Consider the following 16,260-nt stretch of genomic DNA (forward strand, 5'->3'; position numbering starts at 1 on the left):
GTCCCTAAGCTGCATCGCGCTTGGCGCCGTTGCGGTAGGCCTCGACCGCATCGATCAAGGCTTGCAGTATCGCGGCGCTCTCGCCGATTACCGACAGGTCGGCACGCTTGATCATGTCGCACCCCGGGTCGAGGTTGATCGCCACCACCTTGTCACAGGCACCGATGCCTTGCAGGTGCTGGATGGCCCCGGAGATGCCCACGGCCACGTAGACCCTTGCAGTGACCCAGGTGCCGCTGGCACCGACTTGGCGATCACGCGCCATAAAGCCATCGTCCACCGCCACCCGTGAGGCGCCTTCGGTGGCGCCCAGGGCCGCGGCGGTCTGGTGGAACAGCGCCCAGTCCTTCACGCCGTTACCGCCGGAGAAAATGAACTCGGCCTCGGCCATGGGAATCGCTGCCGGGTCCACCGCCACCGCGCCGAGATCTTCGATGCGTGGCAGGCTGCGCGCCAGGCCTGTGGATAACTCTACGGGCAACACTTCATGGCGTGTATCACTGACCGGGTCGGCACATTCGGCAGCAGCCAGAATCAAGCGTGGCAGTGGTCGGGCCAAGTCTTCCTGACCTGCGCCGGCACGGCCGATGCAGGTCTGATCCTTGATTTGCCACACCCGCGTGGCCGGGCGCTCCCCGAGGCTGGCGGCAAAGCGCCGGCCCAATTCGCCACCGCCACTCCGACTGTCCGGCAGCAACCAGTGACGGGGGTTGAACTGGTTATCCACAGCACGCAGACCCTGCACACGTTGCTCGGGTGAATAACCGTCGAATTCATGGCCCTCCAGCACCAGCAGGCGGTCGACACCGGCGGTGGAAAACCCGGCCTCCTTATGTTCGCCGAACACTACCGCCAGCACTGCGCCGTCGCTGCCGGCCAATTGCCGCGCCAGACCGAGCAAGTCACGGTCGTGACTGCTCAGGCGGCCACCGACCATGTCCGGCACCACGTTGATGTAAAACGCAGGCGCTGGCACCTGATGCAGCGGCAATTGCACTTCCACTGCTGCCGTGCGCTTGGCTGCGCCGCCCTGCTGGGCGCCGCTGCGATCGATACGCTTGATGCCGTTGGGGCCGATAAAACCGACGCCATGCACATTCTTGCGGATGATCCCGTTAGGGCCCATCCAACTGTGTTGTACCGGCTGCATGGCCGCATGCAGCGGGTGCAGGCGGTTACGGGCGATCCATTCGGCCCGTGGGTCGCGGCGGATAATGTCGCTCATCAGTGCACCTCCGCAGGTTCACGTTTGATCGGGGTCTTGACCGGTGCCGGGTCCTCAAGCAAAGCGTCGGCCACCAGCTCAGCGATGTCTTTGATCAATGGCCGTGGTTCGACCACGCCCTCAAGCATCGCCGTACATTGCGGGCAACCTACAGCCACCAGCTCGGCGCCGGTTTCACGGATGTCATCCATGCGCATATCCGGGATACGTTGCTTGCCGGGAATATCGGTGATCGGCGCGCCGCCACCGCCACCGCAGCAGCGCGAACGGAAGCCCGAACGTTGCATTTCCTTGACCTCGATCCCGAGCGCCCGCAGCACTTGGCGCGGTGCCTCGTATTCGCCGTTGTAGCGGCCCAGGTAACATGGGTCGTGGTAGGTCACGCTGTTGCCTTTGTGCTGGCCCAGGTTCAGCGCACCATCGCCGATCAGCTCGGCCATGAAGGTGCTGTGGTGCTGCACGAGGTAATTGCCGTTGAACGCACCGTACTCGTTTTTCAGCACATGGAAACTGTGGGGGTCACAGGTGACGATGCGCTTGAAGCTGTACTTGGCCAGGGTCTGGATATTGCGCGTAGCCAACAGCTGGAACGTGGCTTCATCGCCCAGGCGCCGCGCAACGTCCCCGCTGTCGCGCTCCTCCAGGCCGAGTACCGCGAAGTCGACCTTGGCGGCTTTCAGCACTTTGACGAATGCGCGCAGGGTTCGTTGGTTGCGCATGTCGAAGGCACCGTCACCGACCCAGAACAGCACTTCGCAGCTGCCGTTATCGCTGAGCAGCGGCAGGTTCAAGTCCGCGGCCCAGTTCAGACGGCCGCCAGGTGCGAAGCCGCCTGGGTTATCGGTGGCGATCAGGTTTTCCAGGACTTCGGCGCCCTTGTTCGGCGTGGCGCCTTTTTCCAGGGTCAGGTGACGGCGCATGTCGACGATGGCATCCACGTGCTCGATCATCATCGGGCATTCTTCCACGCAGGCGCGGCAGGTGGTGCACGACCACAACGTCTCAGCGTCCACCAGGCCGTTGACGATCGGTTGATGAGGATTGCCGCCATGCTCGCCTATGGGTTTGCCCGGATACGGGCTGCCGGCGAACTTGGCATCGGTGCCACCGGCCAGGCCGACCACCATGTCCTGGATCAGCTTTTTCGGGTTCAGCGGCTGGCCGGCAGCAAAGGCCGGGCACGCCGCTTCGCATTTGCCGCACTGTACACAGGCGTCGAAACCAAGCAGTTGGTTCCAGGTGAAATCCTTGGGTTTTTCCACGCCCAGCGGTGCAGATTTATCGCTGAGGTCCAGGGGTTTCAACCCCGTGGAGCGGCCACCGCCAAAGCGCTCGGCGCGACGGTGCCAGGCCAGGTGCAGGGCACCGGCGAAGGCGTGCTTCATTGGCCCGCCCCAGGTCATGCCAAAAAACATCTCGGACACACCCCACAGCACGCCCACGCTCAATAGCGCAGCGAGCAGCCAACCGCCGAAGTCCGCTGGCAGGATTCCGGCCACCGGCAAGGTCACCAGAAAGAAGCTCACCGAGAAAGCCATCAGGCTTTTCGGCAGGCGCATCCACGGGCCCTTGGATAGGCGCGCCGGAGGATTGCGACGACGCAGGTAGACGAAGGTAGCGCCAACGAACATCAGTACCGAGGCCAGCAGCAGGGCATAGCCGAGGATACGGTTATGCAGGCCAAAGCCATGTACGAGAATGGCCAGCAGGGCCGACAGCACAAAGCCCAGCGCCGTGGCGACGTGGGTGTTGGCGATGTATTTGTCGCGGGCGACCACGTGGTGCAAGTCGACCATGTAGCGCTTGGGCATGGCCAGCAGGCCGCCGAGCAAGTCGACTTTGGATGCACGGCCACGACGCCACATGTTCATGCGGCGCAGGGCGCCAAGGACCGCAAGGCCCAGGGCAGCAAACAAGAGGATTGGCAGCAAGGTGTTCAACATGATGAAGCTCCCACAGACCACACAGGACTACTGTGAAACTGGCCTTGAATGTGGGAGGGGGCTTGCTCCCGATGGCTGAGTGTCAGTTGATACTGTTGTAGCTGACCCATCGCTATCGGGAGCAAGCCCCCTCCCACATTTGGACCCAGTCCCACATTGGTTCGGTGTCGGGTCAGAAATCCTTGCACAGGCGCAGGGCGTCATAGATCGCAGCGTGGGTATTACGCTGCGCCACACAGTCACCGATGCGGAACAGCAAGTACCCCTCGCCCGCCTCGCTCAGGCACGGTTGCGGCTTGATCGCGAACAGGGCTTCGACGTCGATCTGGCCCTTGTTGCGCGACCCTTCCTTGAGCCCGTAGTAGATGGCTTCGTCCGGACGTACGCCGTTTTCCACCACCACCTGGTCGACCACCCGTTCCTCTTTGGCGCCGGTGTATTCGTTCTCCAGCACAGCCACCAGCTTGTCGCCCTCGCGATAGACCTTTTCCAACATCATGTCGCCGGTCATGATCACTTCCTTGGGGTACATGCTGCGGTAGTAAGTCGGGAACGACGTACCGCCAACTGCCACGCCGGGTTTGATGTCATCGGTGACGATTTCCACCTGGCAACCTTTATCGGCCAGGAAGTCGGCCACCGACATGCCGGTGAATTCACAAATGGTGTCGTACACCAGCACGTTCTTGCCTGGCGCGACTTTGCCGTCGAGTACATCCCAACTGCTCACCACCAAACCTTCGGCGGCGCCCCAGTGTTCGTTCTGCTCGATGAACGGATGCCCGCCGACAGCCAGCACTACTACATCCGGACGCAGGTCCAGGATGGTCTCGGCATCCGCCGCCACGCCCAGGCGCAGGTCGACTTTCAAACGCGCCAGCTCCAGTTGGTACCAACGAGTGATACCGGCGATCTGGTCGCGTTGCGGGGCTTTCGAGGCAGTGGTGATCTGCCCGCCGATAAATTCCTTCTTCTCCAACAGGGTCACATCGTGGCCACGTTCGGCGGCGACCCGCGCAGCTTCCATCCCCGCCGGGCCGGCACCGACCACCACGACTTTGCGTTTGGGTCCGGTGGATTTTTCGATGATGTGCGGCACGCCCATGTATTCACGGGAGGTCGCGGCGTTCTGGATGCACAGCACATCCAGGCCCTGGTACTGGCGATCGATGCAATAGTTGGCGCCGACGCACTGCTTGATCTGGTCGATCTGGCCCATCTTGATCTTGGCGATCAGGTGCGGGTCGGCGATGTGCGCACGGGTCATACCGACCATGTCCACATAGCCGCCTTCCAGAATGCGCGTGGCCTGGTTTGGGTCCTTGATGTTCTGCGCGTGCAGCACCGGAACCTTGACCACTTCCTTGATACCGGCGGCCAGGTGCAGGAATGGCTCCGGTGGATAACTCATGTTGGGGATCACGTTGGCCAAGGTGTTGTGGGTGTCGCAACCCGAGCCCACTACGCCGATGAAATCGAGCATGCCGGTGTCGTCGTAATACTTGGCGATCTGCTTCATGTCCTCATGGGAAAGGCCGTCCGGATGGAACTCGTCACCGCACAGACGCATGCCCACGCAGAAGTCATCACCGACTTCTGCACGCACGGCTTTCAAGACTTCCAGGCCGAACTTCATGCGCCCTTCGAAGCTACCGCCCCATTCATCGGTACGCTTGTTGACCCGCGGGCTCCAGAATTGGTCGATCATGTGCTGGTGCACCGCAGACAATTCCACACCGTCCAGGCCACCGGCCTTGGCACGCCGCGCAGCCTGGGCGTAGTTGCCGATCACGCGCCAGATTTCTTCCGGTTCGATGGTCTTGCAGGTGGCACGGTGCACCGGCTCACGTACGCCGGATGGCGACATCAGGGTCGGCCAGTTGAAGCCGTCCCAACGCGAGCGACGGCCCATGTGGGTAATCTGGATCATGATCTTGGCGCCATGCTTGTGCATGGCGTCGGCCAGGTTCTGAAAGTGCGGGATGATGCGGTCGGTGGACAGGTTCACCGAGCTCCACCACTCCTGGGGGCTGTCGATGGCCACCACCGAGGAACCGCCGCAGATCGCCAGGCCGATACCGCCCTTGGCTTTTTCCTCGTAGTACTTCACATAGCGGTCGGTGGTCATGCCACCGTCGGTGGCATACACCTCGGCGTGGGCGGTACTGAGCACGCGGTTGCGGATGGTCAGTTTGCCGATCTGGATCGGCGCGAACATTGCTTCGAAAGCCATGGCAGGGTTCCTCGACTTACAACGGCTTGACGGTGAACAGCCCGTCGTCATGGCCCTCTTCGGAGCCTCCATAGACTTGTTCGGCCACAGTGCGGATGTTGCTGCCGCGCGCTTGCAGAATCTGGTCCATGGCGCCGGCAAACCAGCCGGTGAACATGTAGTCCACTTTGCGCCCGACCTTGCCGTACACATAGACAAACGCCGAGTGCTCCAGCTTGACGCTGGCGGTGCCTTTATCCAGGTCGATGTCCTGGATCTTGAACAATCCCCAGCCGCGCTGCGACAGGCGCTTCATGTAGTGCTCGAACACCGCGACACCTTCCAGGCCGTGGCATTCGGCTTCTTTTTCACACCAGTGCCAGGCGGATTTGTAGCCGGCCTTATAAAGGATTTCGGCATAGGCGTCGGCGCCCAGTACTTCTTCGATACCCATGTGGTTATTGACGAAGAAATGCCGCGGCACGTACAGCATTGGCAGGGCGTCGGAGGTCCAGACACCGGTTTCGCTGTCGACTTCAATAGGTAATTGCGGGGCGATCTTGGCCATGGAAACTTAACTCCAGAAAATTTGTTTTGATGCCCCCGCCGTCGGATGGCCGAGGGAAAAGAAGTGTCAGCGGTGGCTTATTCGCCCCAGACGTCCTTGAGCACGTTGACCCAGTTCTCGCCCATGATCTTGCGCACTACGCGCTCGCTGTGGCCGCGCTTGAGCAGGGTTTCGGTGAGATTGGGGAACTCGCCCACGGTGCGGATGCCCAGCGGGTTGATGATCTTGCCGAAGCTGGTCAGGCGGCGGGCGTAGCCCTTGTCATGGGTGAGCATTTCGAAGAAATCCTGGCCATGGCCCTGGGTGAAGTCGGTGCCGATGCCGATAGCGTCTTCGCCGACGATATTCATGGTGTATTCAATGGCTTCGGCGTAGTCGTCGATGGTCGAATCGATGCCCTTGGCCAGGAACGGCGCGAACATGGTCACACCAACGAAACCGCCATGATCAGCGATGAACTTGAGCTCTTCATCGGATTTGTTGCGCGGGTGCTCTTTAAGACCCGACGGCAGGCAGTGGGAGTAGCACACCGGTTTTTTCGATTCGAGGATCACCTCTTCTGAGGTTTTGGACCCGACGTGTGAGAGGTCGCACATGATGCCTACGCGGTTCATCTCGCCGACGATTTCGCGACCGAAACCCGACAAGCCGCCATCGCGCTCATAGCAGCCGGTGCCCACCAGGTTCTGGGTGTTGTAGCACATCTGCACCACCCCCACGCCGAGCTGCTTGAAGATCTCCACGTAGCCGAGCTGGTCTTCAAACGCATGGGCATTCTGGAAGCCGAAGATGATGCCGGTCTTGCCTTGTTCCTTGGCGCGGCGGATGTCGGCGGTGGTTTTTACCGGGATCACCAGGTCGCTGTTCTCACGGATCAGGGTCTGGCTGGCAACAATGTTATTAATCGTGGCCTGGAACCCTTCCCACACCGACACGGTGCAGTTGGCGGCGGTCAGGCCCCCCTTGCGCATGTCCTCGAACAGGTCGCGATTCCACTTGGCAATGATCAGCCCGTCGATAACGATGCTGTCGGCGTGCAATTCGGCTGGGCTCATCAGGCGTCCCCTTATTGGCGATTCATGCGCCGAATCGTGTGCCGGCGCTTTGGGGCCAGCATATGCCCAGGGATCGACGGAGCCGGGTGCAAAAACGACAGGGGAATTGCCGAAAGCGTCAATCCGCGACAAAGGCTATGTAGACATGCCTGCTGGGCGGCTGTTCTTTGTCTTACGCTTGAGCCAGAATTGCGCATCACCTGATATGAGACGGCGCAATGAAATCGATTTTCCTGGCTTTGGCACTCATCGCAACCACCGCCCACGCAGCCGAAGACACCGACAGCACACCGTGCGACGGCATCGAAAACGACAAACAGACCCTGGCCTGCGCCGCCTACAACAAAACCACTGCCGAGCAACTGCTCAAGGATAACTACCAGGGCCTGCTGGAACGCATGGGTTCGATCTATGGCAGCGACAAGACCAAGCTGGCCGACATTACCGCACGTCTGAAGGACGCCCAGCAGAAATGGGAAAAATTGCGTGACGCCGATTGCGCGGTAGATACCTTCCCGGCGGTGAACGGCAGCAAGGAATACGCGATTGCGCAGAATGATTGCCTGGCACGGATGAGTGATGAGCGGTCGGAGTTTTTGGAGTCGATTGGGCAGGAGTAAACGCTATTTGCGCGGCAAGGCCGCGCAAATAGCGTCGTTACATTCAAGCCATGAAGGGTGACTTGAACGGGCGCTTGCTCAGGGGTGGGGATGGCTCGTAGGCATAATCCAAACTATTGATTTCCATCACCTGCGAAATACTGCGCGTCCAAGGCACGATCACGTCGTGGTAATTATGCCCTGACGGCCCACCTTGCATTGGACAGTAGTGAGGTGCCAAGCTGGGCTTATCCAGCCTCATCTGCGCTTGCCAATCGGCCCAGATCTTGTCGACGAAGCAGTGATGCAGAAAAAACACCGGGTCTTCGGGTGAAGTCATCGCCAACATGTTGCCGCCAATCCACAGGTGGACTCGGTTGTGCAATTGCGAGCCAGGCGTGGTGACTTGGGGGTCGCCCCTCTGGGTAATCCACCCTTCGAGACGGTTTCTGAAACCCCGATTGAACGGGCTTGCCGTATAATTCGGCTCGTCATACAGCCCTTCGTTCATCGCCATTTTCAAGTCGGCGACCGTGGGCAGCGAATCGACCAGTTGCGAAAACTGTCGCTTCAGGCCCGGGCCCGGCAGACCGTCTTCCGGATACTCAGGAACGTCCCAATTCCCGGTTTCGTATGCAAATGGCCCATCCTGCACCCTGAACTGATCGGCAGGGTCACCATCACCGCCCATATGTTTCCATACCGGCGCATTCCAGGGATCTGCCGCGTCCAATGTCCAATCCCAGTAAGGAATCGTTACTTCGGAGCTGATACCCCTTAGCTCGGTTTCCAACTGCATCAACATCTCACGGTGCCAAGGCAAAAAGGCCGGGCCCAAGTGGGCGCCATTGCGATAGTCGGGGTCCTGGGGCTCATTGGGGTAAACCGTAGGCACCATGACCGCGTGGTGCCAATGCACGTACTTGTCATATTTGCCCTGCTTCCTGAGAGCCAACATCGCCTTGATAAAGTCGTCTAATTCATCCTCGTTCAATGTTCGAATTTCCTTGCGAATCCTCATGGTGCAACTCCTTTGTCGGAAAGATCTGGAGCCACGTAAGGCCCCGTCCCAAATCTAGGTGAGGCGCCAAACGGGATCTACTGTCAAACATGACAGTGCAGCCACTATTTCAGACAAACGGCCAACGCCTCTCCATCACGTCGACCCTGTTAAGATTCACGCTCTCTTTACCTGCTCAAGGCAACGTCCATGACCCTCTGCGGCATCGAAATCAAAGGCAGCGAAGCCATCATCGCCCTCGCCGCCCTGGACAACCAGGCGCTGACCCACGTCGCCCTGGCCACCAAGAAAATCGCCCTGGATGACGACGACGAGGCAGCTAACGTCAAAGCCTTCGCCACCCAGGTAAAGGCTTTCGTACTGGACAACGGCATCCAGCGCATCGCGATCAAGAAGCGCAGCAAGAAGGGTGAATTCGCCGGCGGCCCGACGACGTTCAAGATTGAAGGGGTGTTTCAATTGCTGGAAGGGGTTGAGGTAACGCTGCTGTCGCCGCAGACCATCAATGCGCAAAACAAGAAGCACACCTTTGACCTGCCGGCGACGCTCAACAAGTATCAGCACGAGGCGTATAAGACCGCGTGCTCATGCCTGATGAAGAAATAAACGCGATCAGCTTTTGACGCAGTGCTCCAGGCCGTACCCGCCGCCTTCGTATTCAGGACCGTAATAGTATTTAACGAAGGAGACTTTGCCTTCCGGGGTCGGTGTCACTTGTGCCACGCCCACCCCAAAGTCTTTCAAGGCCGGGTCGGTGTGGGCAAAGTAGATGCCCAGCGTATCCGAGGTGCCGGCGGCCATGCCTTCATAGCGGGACTTGTCCTCCAGGGTCAGGGTGAAGGTGTAGGCGGCGTACTTGCCAGTGCTTTGCTTGGCATCGAGCTTCATCTCGACCACGCCCTTGAAGTTGCCGATATGTTTATCCTGGCCGTTACATTCATAACGCCCGCTGTAATCGGCGCCGGTAAAAGGTGCGGGCGCCTGGGCAGCCCACAGCGGGGTGGAAACGAGGGCCATCACAGCAACGAGTTTTTTCAGCATGCCAACCTCTTGGGGTTACGTAGTGGCGCTCCTGACGTAGGCGCTTTGATTTTCAAAGCACTTGGCCAGAAGCAACATGGAGACCCTTGGACGTTAGCAGGCTCTTTCTATAGATCGTAGTTAACGGCAAAAAACAAGAAACTTCCGACAGCTTTTGTGACGACCCTTACAAGATACGTCTGACGCTGTCTTAGTGTGATGTACGACTTTTATGCCGTAGCCAATCACCGAACGACTTGTCCTCCAAGGCATAGCCCCCCCGGCTCGACTTCCACACCAGCTCCTTGTCGCGCAAGGCATCGATACACGCCTGGATGGTCTGGGTGCCCGGCACCACGTCACTGCCCATACCCTCTAGTTTCTTGCTGACCGCCGTAAGGGTGCTGTCAGTGAATGGCGCAAATGGCTCATTGGCGTGTGAACGCTCTACCATCACTTCCAACACGGCACGTTGCGGGACGGTCAGGGCGTTCCAGGCGCTTTCGAATTCGGTCCACACCCCGGCGCGTAGCAGTTCGGCGCGACTGTGCAACAGTTGGCCCAGGTTGCTCGCCTCCCCCAGTTCCAGCGCCACTTCACCAATGATGGTGCGCAGCATCTCGGGACGACGGCCTACCAACTCAAACGCTTCGTCGATATCCGCCGCTTTGAACTGGTTGGTCTTGGCCAGATGGGCGTTGAGGTGAGTCGTGTAAGCCTGGGTGAATTCCTTGCCCAGCAAGGGGAACGGCGTGATGCTGGAGCCGAAAAACGGTTGGCTTTTACCCAGCACCAAATGCGCGAGCTTGTCGCGATTAGAGCCGGTGAACACCAGGTGCAAGCCACTGCCCTCGCCTTCACGGCCCTGATTGAGCTGATCCCGCGCGGCCTTGAGCGCGAACATGGAGTTAAGGCCAGCCTCAGTGGTCAGCGCGTGTTGCGCCTCATCGATCACCAGCACCACGGTTTTTTCGGCGGCGCTGTGGAGTAATTCCAGCGCTTGCGTAAGCGTCGCCCCGGCCGGTAATTGCGGCGTGGTGAAATCCCAGGACAACGTGCGTAGAAAACTGAGTTTTTCGATACCGATATTTTTCGCCAGCTTGCGTACACCCTTTTCAAAGGGCACCAAGGCACCGGCGATAGCACTGGCGATCAGGTCTGCAGGATCTTTTTCCTTGTCGGCCCACAGGTCGACATACACAACCAACCAGCCACGGGCCTGGCATTGCGGGACGAGATCTTCACGCAGAAACGTACTTTTGCCCGTACGGCGCGGAGCCGCGAGAAACAGGCCAGAAGTGAAATCCTGAATACCGGCCCCCACCAGGCCATCGGCAATGCTGCTTGCCAAGGTGGGGCGGCGGAACACAAAGCCGCTGTGCTTGGACATGGTTTTATACTCAATTATGAAACGGACTATAAATTATAGCCGAGAGTATAATTAACTATAATTGCCCGTCAAACCGCCTCCCGTCGCCGATCCTCTCTCGGGCACTTGGCAAACCTGGCTCGATAGCTACGGGTGAAATACGACGGCGACTCAAACCCGCACGCAATGCTCACCTCCAGCACACTCATGCCGCTCTGGCGCAGCAGTTTCCGGGCTTTCTCCAGGCGCAGGCCGAGGTAGAAGTTGCTCGGCGTATCGTTCAGGTGCAGACGAAACAGCCGTTCCAGCTGGCGCCGGGTAACCTTGATCGCCTCGGCCAGGGCCAGGGTGCTCAGGGGCGGCTCAGTGTGTTGCTCCATCTCGCCAATCACCTGCACCAACTTCTTGTTGTTGATGCCATAGCGCGTGGCGATCTGCATGCGCTGGTGGTCTTTGCGTGGGCGGATGCGCCCCAGTACGAATTGCTCCGAGACCTGGATCGCCAACTCCGGGCCGTGTGCCTGGGCGATCAGGTCGAGCATCAGGTCGATGGACGCGGTACCACCGGCGCAGGTGATGCGGCGGCGGTCGATTTCGAAGAGTTCCTGGGTCACGCTCAGGTGTGGATAGGACTCCTTGAAGGCGTCGATGGCTTCCCAGTGCAAGGTCAGGCGGTGACCATCGAGCAGGCCGGCCTCGGCCAGCACGCAGGCACCGGTGTCGATGGCGCCGAGGGTCACGCCGTCATGATCGAGACGGCGTAGCCAGTGTTCCAGCATGGGAGTGGCGAACTGAAGAGGTTCGAAGCCGGCCACCACCAATAACGTCGCGCCTTTTTTCAGCGGCTCCAGCGCGGCGTCAGCGTTGACCGACATGCCATTGCTCGCCAGCACCGCGCCGCCATCGGCGCTCAATATATGCCAACGGTACAGCTCGCCGCGAAAGCGGTTGGCAACCCGCAACGGTTCCAGTGCGGAGATAAAGCCGATGGCCGAAAAACCCGGCATCAGCAGGAAGTAGAAATCCTGGGACATGGTGGCGCTCTCGTAGTACGGGCAGCGTGGTCACTGTGATACGCCAGTTCAACCGGCCATTCAAGAGCACAGGTCGCTGCAGTGCAAGAGTCGGTCGCCGCCGTGCGTTTTGTTGGCACTCAAGCTGCGTAACTTGATGCCACGGCGCACAAAGACGCCGGACCCCACAATAACGACCTGCCGAGGGATCCACCATGAACCGACTGATCAGCCGCTGTGCGCTTGCACTCAGCGCAAGCGCTATTTTGAGTACCCACGTCATGGCAGCGGACGCCGCTTCTTGCCAGAACGTGCGCATGGGCGTGGTGAACTGGACCGACGTAATCGCCACCAGCGCCATGACTCAAGTGCTGCTCGACGGCCTCGGCTACAAGACCAAGCAAACCAGCGCCTCCCAGCAAATCATCTTCGCCGGGATCCGCGACCAGCGCCTGGACCTGTTCCTCGGCTACTGGAACCCGCTGATGACCCAGACCATCACGCCGTTCGTCGATGCCAAGCAGGTCAAGGTCCTCGACAAGCCCAGCCTGGAAGACGCCCGCGCCACCCTGGCGGTGCCCACCTACCTGGCGGACAAGGGGCTGAAAACCTTTGCCGACATCGCCAGGTTCGAAAAAGAGCTGGGCGGCAAGATCTACGGCATCGAGCCAGGCTCAGGCGCCAACACCCAGATCAAGGCGATGATCGCCAAGAACCAGTTCGGCCTGGGCAAGTTCCAGTTGGTGGAGTCCAGCGAGGCCGGCATGCTCGCCGCCGTGGACCGCGCCGTGCGGCGCAAGGAAGCCGTGGTGTTCTTCGGTTGGGCGCCGCACCCGATGAACATCAACGTGGCGATGACCTACCTCAGCGGCAGCGAAGATGCCCTGGGCCCGAACGAAGGCAAGGCCACCGTCTGGACCGTAACCGCGCCGACCTATGCCCAGCAGTGCCCCAACGTGCACAGACTGCTGACCAACCTGACCTTCACCGCCGCCGACGAGAGCCGGATGATGCAGCCGCTGCTGGAACACAAGGACGCCATTGAATCCGCCCGGCAGTGGCTCAAGGATCACCCGCAGGACCAGACGCGCTGGCTGGAAGGCGTGACCACCTTCGACGGCAAGCCGGCTGCGACCAACCTGCAATTGACCAGCAAATAACCCATTTCTTCTCACCGCTTCGCAGCCCGTAACGGCTGCGAACGGCACCACCACGCCCGTAAGGAACCACCCCATGAACCACGACGTCATCATCACCTGCGCACTCACCGGTGCTGGCGACACGACCGCCAGAAGCCCCCACGTGCCGGTCACGCCCAAACAAATCGCCGCTGCTGCAGTAGAAGCCGCCAAGGCCGGCGCCACCGTGGTGCATTGCCATGTACGCGATCCGCAAACCGGCAAGTTCAGCCGCGACGTGGCGCTGTACCGCGAAGTGATGCAGCGCATCCGTGAGGCCGACATCGACATCATCGTCAACCTCACCGCCGGCATGGGTGGCGACCTGGAAATTGGTAGCGACGAGAACCCGATGGAATTCGGCCCCAACACCGACCTGGTCGGCCCGTTGACCCGCCTGGCCCATGTGGAGGAACTGCTGCCGGAGATCTGCACCCTGGACTGCGGCACGCTCAATTTCGGCGACGGCGACACCATTTACGTGTCCACCCCGGCGCAATTGCGGGCCGGTGCCAAGCGTATCCAGGCGCTGGGCGTAAAGGCCGAACTGGAAATCTTCGACACCGGCCACCTGTGGTTTGCCAAGCAGATGATCAAGGAAGGCCTGCTCGATAACCCGCTGTTCCAACTGTGCCTGGGCATCCCCTGGGGCGCGCCGGCCGACACCACCACCATGAAAGCCATGGTCGACAACCTGCCCGCCGACGCGGTGTGGGCCGGCTTCGGGATTGGCCGCATGCAGATGCCGATGGCCGCTCAAGCGGTGCTGCTGGGCGGCAACGTACGGGTCGGCCTGGAAGACAACCTGTGGCTGGACAAAGGCGTACTCGCCACCAATGGTCAACTGGTGGAACGCGCCAGCGAAATCCTCAGCAAGCTGGGGGCACAGGTCATGACCCCGGCCGAGGGCCGAATCAAGATGGGCCTGACCAAACGCGGTTAAAAAATGTGGGAGGGGGCTTACCCCTTCCACATTGAGCTGATTCCAAAACAGAACCTTGAATACTTCAGGAAATTCGCCAATGAGCTTTATTACTGAAATCAAAACCTTCGCTGCCCTGGGCAGCGGTGTAATCGGCAGCGGCTGGGTATCCCGCGCCCTGGCCCACGGCCTGGACGTAGTGGCCTGGGACCCGGCGCCCGGAGCCGAGATTGCCTTGCGCAAACGCGTCGCCAACGCCTGGGGAGCCCTTGAGCAACAAGGATTGGCGCCTGGTGCATCTCAAGACCGTCTGCGCTTTGTGAGCACCATCGAAGAATGCGTCAAAGACGCCGATTTCATCCAGGAAAGCGCTCCGGAACGCCTGGAGCTGAAGCTGCAGTTACACAGCCAGATCAGCGCGGCGGCCAAGCCTGATGCACTGATCGGTTCGAGCACGTCCGGGCTGTTGCCGAGTGAGTTCTACGAAGATTCCACACACCCGGAACGCTGCGTCGTCGGCCACCCGTTCAACCCGGTCTACCTGCTGCCACTGGTGGAAGTGGTCGGCGGCAAAAACACCGCCCCCGAAGCGATCCAGGCTGCAATCAAGGTGTATGAAGCCCTCGGCATGCGCCCGCTGCATGTGCGCAAGGAGGTGCCCGGGTTTATTGCTGACCGCCTGCTCGAAGCGCTGTGGCGCGAGGCGCTGCATCTGGTCAATGACGGCGTGGCGACCACCGGCGAAATCGATGACGCGATTCGCTTTGGTGCCGGCTTGCGCTGGTCGTTCATGGGCACCTTCCTCACCTACACCCTGGCGGGCGGCGATGCCGGCATGCGCCACTTCATGGCGCAGTTCGGGCCGGCGTTGCAGTTGCCGTGGACTTATCTACCAGCACCTGAACTGACCGACAAATTGATCGATGATGTGGTCGATGGCACCCGTGACCAATTGGGCAGCCACAGCATTTCGGCGCTGGAGCGCTATCGTGATGATTGCCTGCTGGCGGTGCTGGAGGCGGTGAGAACCACCAAGGCCAAGCACGGCATGACCTTCGCCGAATAACAGGACCCTAATAAATGCCCGCATTGACCACCTATACCACCCAAGTCCTTGCAGATTGGGTCGACTACAACGGCCACCTGCGCGACGCGTTCTACCTGCTGATTTTCAGCTACGCCACCGACGCGCTGATGGACACCCTGGGCCTGGACAGCGACAACCGGGACGCCAGCGGCCACTCGCTGTTCACCCTGGAGCTGCACCTGAACTACCTGCACGAAGTGAAACTCGACGCCGAGGTGGAGGTGCGCACCCAACTGATCGCCCACGACGCCAAGCGCCTGCACCTCTACCACAGCCTGTATCGAGTGGGCGAAGACCGCGAGCTGGCAGGTAACGAACAGATGTTGCTGCACGTTGACCTCGCCGGCCCGCAGGCGACGCCGTTCACTGCGGCCACGCTGGAAAAACTCGCCGCCATCAGCACCGAACAGGCCGAGCTGCCAAAACCTGCACTCCTCGGCCGCGTCATCGGTTTGCCGGTCAGGAATTGAGCAAAAAAAAGCCCCGGTCCAGCCGTGACTGGATCGGGGCAGAGTGCCTTGTGTGAGCCGTGCATCCCGAGGGTGACCAAACCGTCAAGCTGCGTGCCTGGGATTGAGTGTGCCGAATCCTTCTAAAGGTGAGTGACCCGAAAACGACCTGTTCATAGCCATCCGAGCCATTCGTTGATTCTGCCCTTGCCGACCGGCCGGGGCCCTACCAGAATCCAAGTCAGTTCCCGCTCCCTACACCAGGATGAACGTCATGATGCACGCGGATTTGATTGACCAGGATGACCTGCTGAGCCAACTACGCTCGCTGGGTTTTGAAGTGTCCAGCGGTACCACCGCCGAGCAGGCTTGCGAGTGTGCGGTGCGCGGTTTGAGCGAGGCGCGAGCCAAGGCGCTCAAGGGCATGGTTGAAAAGATGTACAGCGGCAGTGCGACGATTTTGCCGGCGGTAAGGCAGGCGATCGACAAGCAGTTGTTGCCGGCTTTGATGCAGTTCAAACAGAACTCAGGCGTCTGACAGATCGCTATCGGGGGCAAGCCCCCTCCCACCTTTGGAATGCATTCCCCTGTGGGAGGGG

The 16,260-nt window shown here is 60.3% G+C and carries 16 protein-coding genes; 7 read left to right on the forward strand and 9 right to left on the reverse strand.

Features of this window, described 5'->3' with window-relative positions; translation table 11 throughout:
* Window positions 1-4: 4 nt before the first annotated feature.
* From etfA to ASD70_RS16130, 5 genes are all read right to left on the reverse strand, one after another.
* The gene (gene etfA / locus ASD70_RS16110; RefSeq protein ID WP_046069852.1) at window positions 5-1,225 is read right to left on the reverse strand and encodes an electron transfer flavoprotein subunit alpha; all 1,221 of its coding nucleotides are present in this window, start codon (window positions 1,223-1,225) and stop codon (window positions 5-7) included.
* A complete protein-coding gene (gene dgcB / locus ASD70_RS16115) occupies window positions 1,225-3,168 on the reverse strand; it encodes a dimethylglycine demethylation protein DgcB (RefSeq protein ID WP_046069853.1) in 1,944 nt (647 codons plus the stop codon). Before dgcB ends, etfA begins: the two co-directional genes overlap by 1 nt.
* 172 nt (window positions 3,169-3,340) lie before the next feature.
* Window positions 3,341-5,401: a dimethylglycine demethylation protein DgcA gene (gene dgcA / locus ASD70_RS16120; RefSeq protein WP_046069854.1), complete on the reverse strand. Its 2,061-nt coding sequence runs from the start codon at window positions 5,399-5,401 to the stop codon at window positions 3,341-3,343.
* A gap of 16 nt (window positions 5,402-5,417) precedes the next feature.
* A complete protein-coding gene (locus ASD70_RS16125) occupies window positions 5,418-5,948 on the reverse strand; it encodes a DUF5943 domain-containing protein (protein ID WP_003194877.1) in 531 nt (176 codons plus the stop codon).
* A 77-nt stretch (window positions 5,949-6,025) separates the two neighbouring features.
* Window positions 6,026-7,003 (reverse strand): dipeptidase, encoded by a 978-nt coding sequence (locus ASD70_RS16130; RefSeq protein WP_014720245.1) that lies wholly within the window; start codon window positions 7,001-7,003, stop codon window positions 6,026-6,028.
* A gap of 218 nt (window positions 7,004-7,221) precedes the next feature.
* Here ASD70_RS16130 and ASD70_RS16135 point away from each other — a divergent pair, with 218 nt between their 5' ends.
* A complete protein-coding gene (locus tag ASD70_RS16135) occupies window positions 7,222-7,623 on the forward strand; it encodes a lysozyme inhibitor LprI family protein (protein ID WP_043046153.1) in 402 nt (133 codons plus the stop codon).
* Between the two features lie 43 nt (window positions 7,624-7,666).
* Here the strand turns inward: ASD70_RS16135 and ASD70_RS16140 are convergent, their stop codons facing one another.
* Window positions 7,667-8,623, reverse strand: a complete 957-nt coding sequence (locus ASD70_RS16140; protein WP_056846920.1) for a tyrosinase family protein — start codon at window positions 8,621-8,623, stop codon at window positions 7,667-7,669.
* A 189-nt stretch (window positions 8,624-8,812) separates the two neighbouring features.
* Here ASD70_RS16140 and ASD70_RS16145 point away from each other — a divergent pair, with 189 nt between their 5' ends.
* Entirely contained in the window at window positions 8,813-9,229 is a 417-nt protein-coding gene (locus tag ASD70_RS16145) for a DUF3010 family protein (protein WP_056846921.1), read from the forward strand.
* 6 nt (window positions 9,230-9,235) lie between these two features.
* On the opposite strand, the gene ASD70_RS16150 is transcribed toward ASD70_RS16145, so the two are convergent.
* The 3 genes from ASD70_RS16150 to ASD70_RS16160 form a co-directional block, all read right to left on the reverse strand.
* Window positions 9,236-9,664: a hypothetical protein gene (locus ASD70_RS16150; RefSeq protein ID WP_056846922.1), complete on the reverse strand. Its 429-nt coding sequence runs from the start codon at window positions 9,662-9,664 to the stop codon at window positions 9,236-9,238.
* Between the two features lie 190 nt (window positions 9,665-9,854).
* Window positions 9,855-11,033 carry an AAA family ATPase gene (locus ASD70_RS16155; RefSeq protein ID WP_056846923.1) on the reverse strand — a complete coding sequence of 393 codons (1,179 nt, stop codon included), beginning with the start codon at window positions 11,031-11,033 and terminating at the stop codon, window positions 9,855-9,857.
* A gap of 68 nt (window positions 11,034-11,101) precedes the next feature.
* On the reverse strand, window positions 11,102-12,046 hold the full coding sequence (locus ASD70_RS16160; RefSeq protein WP_056846924.1) for a GlxA family transcriptional regulator: 945 nt from the start codon (window positions 12,044-12,046) through the stop codon (window positions 11,102-11,104).
* Window positions 12,047-12,240: 194 nt separating this feature from the next.
* Here ASD70_RS16160 and ASD70_RS16165 point away from each other — a divergent pair, with 194 nt between their 5' ends.
* The 5 genes from ASD70_RS16165 to ASD70_RS16185 all read left to right on the forward strand — a co-directional run bounded on the left by ASD70_RS16165 (window position 12,241) and on the right by ASD70_RS16185 (window position 16,199).
* On the forward strand, window positions 12,241-13,185 hold the full coding sequence (locus ASD70_RS16165; RefSeq protein WP_056846925.1) for a choline ABC transporter substrate-binding protein: 945 nt from the start codon (window positions 12,241-12,243) through the stop codon (window positions 13,183-13,185).
* Window positions 13,186-13,258: 73 nt separating this feature from the next.
* A complete protein-coding gene (locus ASD70_RS16170; RefSeq protein WP_056846926.1) occupies window positions 13,259-14,146 on the forward strand; it encodes a 3-keto-5-aminohexanoate cleavage protein in 888 nt (295 codons plus the stop codon).
* Between the two features lie 79 nt (window positions 14,147-14,225).
* The gene (locus ASD70_RS16175) at window positions 14,226-15,191 is read left to right on the forward strand and encodes an L-carnitine dehydrogenase (RefSeq protein ID WP_056846927.1); all 966 of its coding nucleotides are present in this window, start codon (window positions 14,226-14,228) and stop codon (window positions 15,189-15,191) included.
* A 14-nt stretch (window positions 15,192-15,205) separates the two neighbouring features.
* Entirely contained in the window at window positions 15,206-15,682 is a 477-nt protein-coding gene (locus ASD70_RS16180; RefSeq protein ID WP_046069864.1) for a thioesterase family protein, read from the forward strand.
* A gap of 253 nt (window positions 15,683-15,935) precedes the next feature.
* Window positions 15,936-16,199, forward strand: a complete 264-nt coding sequence (locus ASD70_RS16185) for a hypothetical protein (protein WP_046069865.1) — start codon at window positions 15,936-15,938, stop codon at window positions 16,197-16,199.
* Window positions 16,200-16,260: the final 61 nt, after the last annotated feature.

It is taken from the genome of Pseudomonas sp. Root569, from assembly GCF_001427465.1.
Lineage (GTDB): Bacteria > Pseudomonadota > Gammaproteobacteria > Pseudomonadales > Pseudomonadaceae > Aquipseudomonas > Aquipseudomonas synxantha.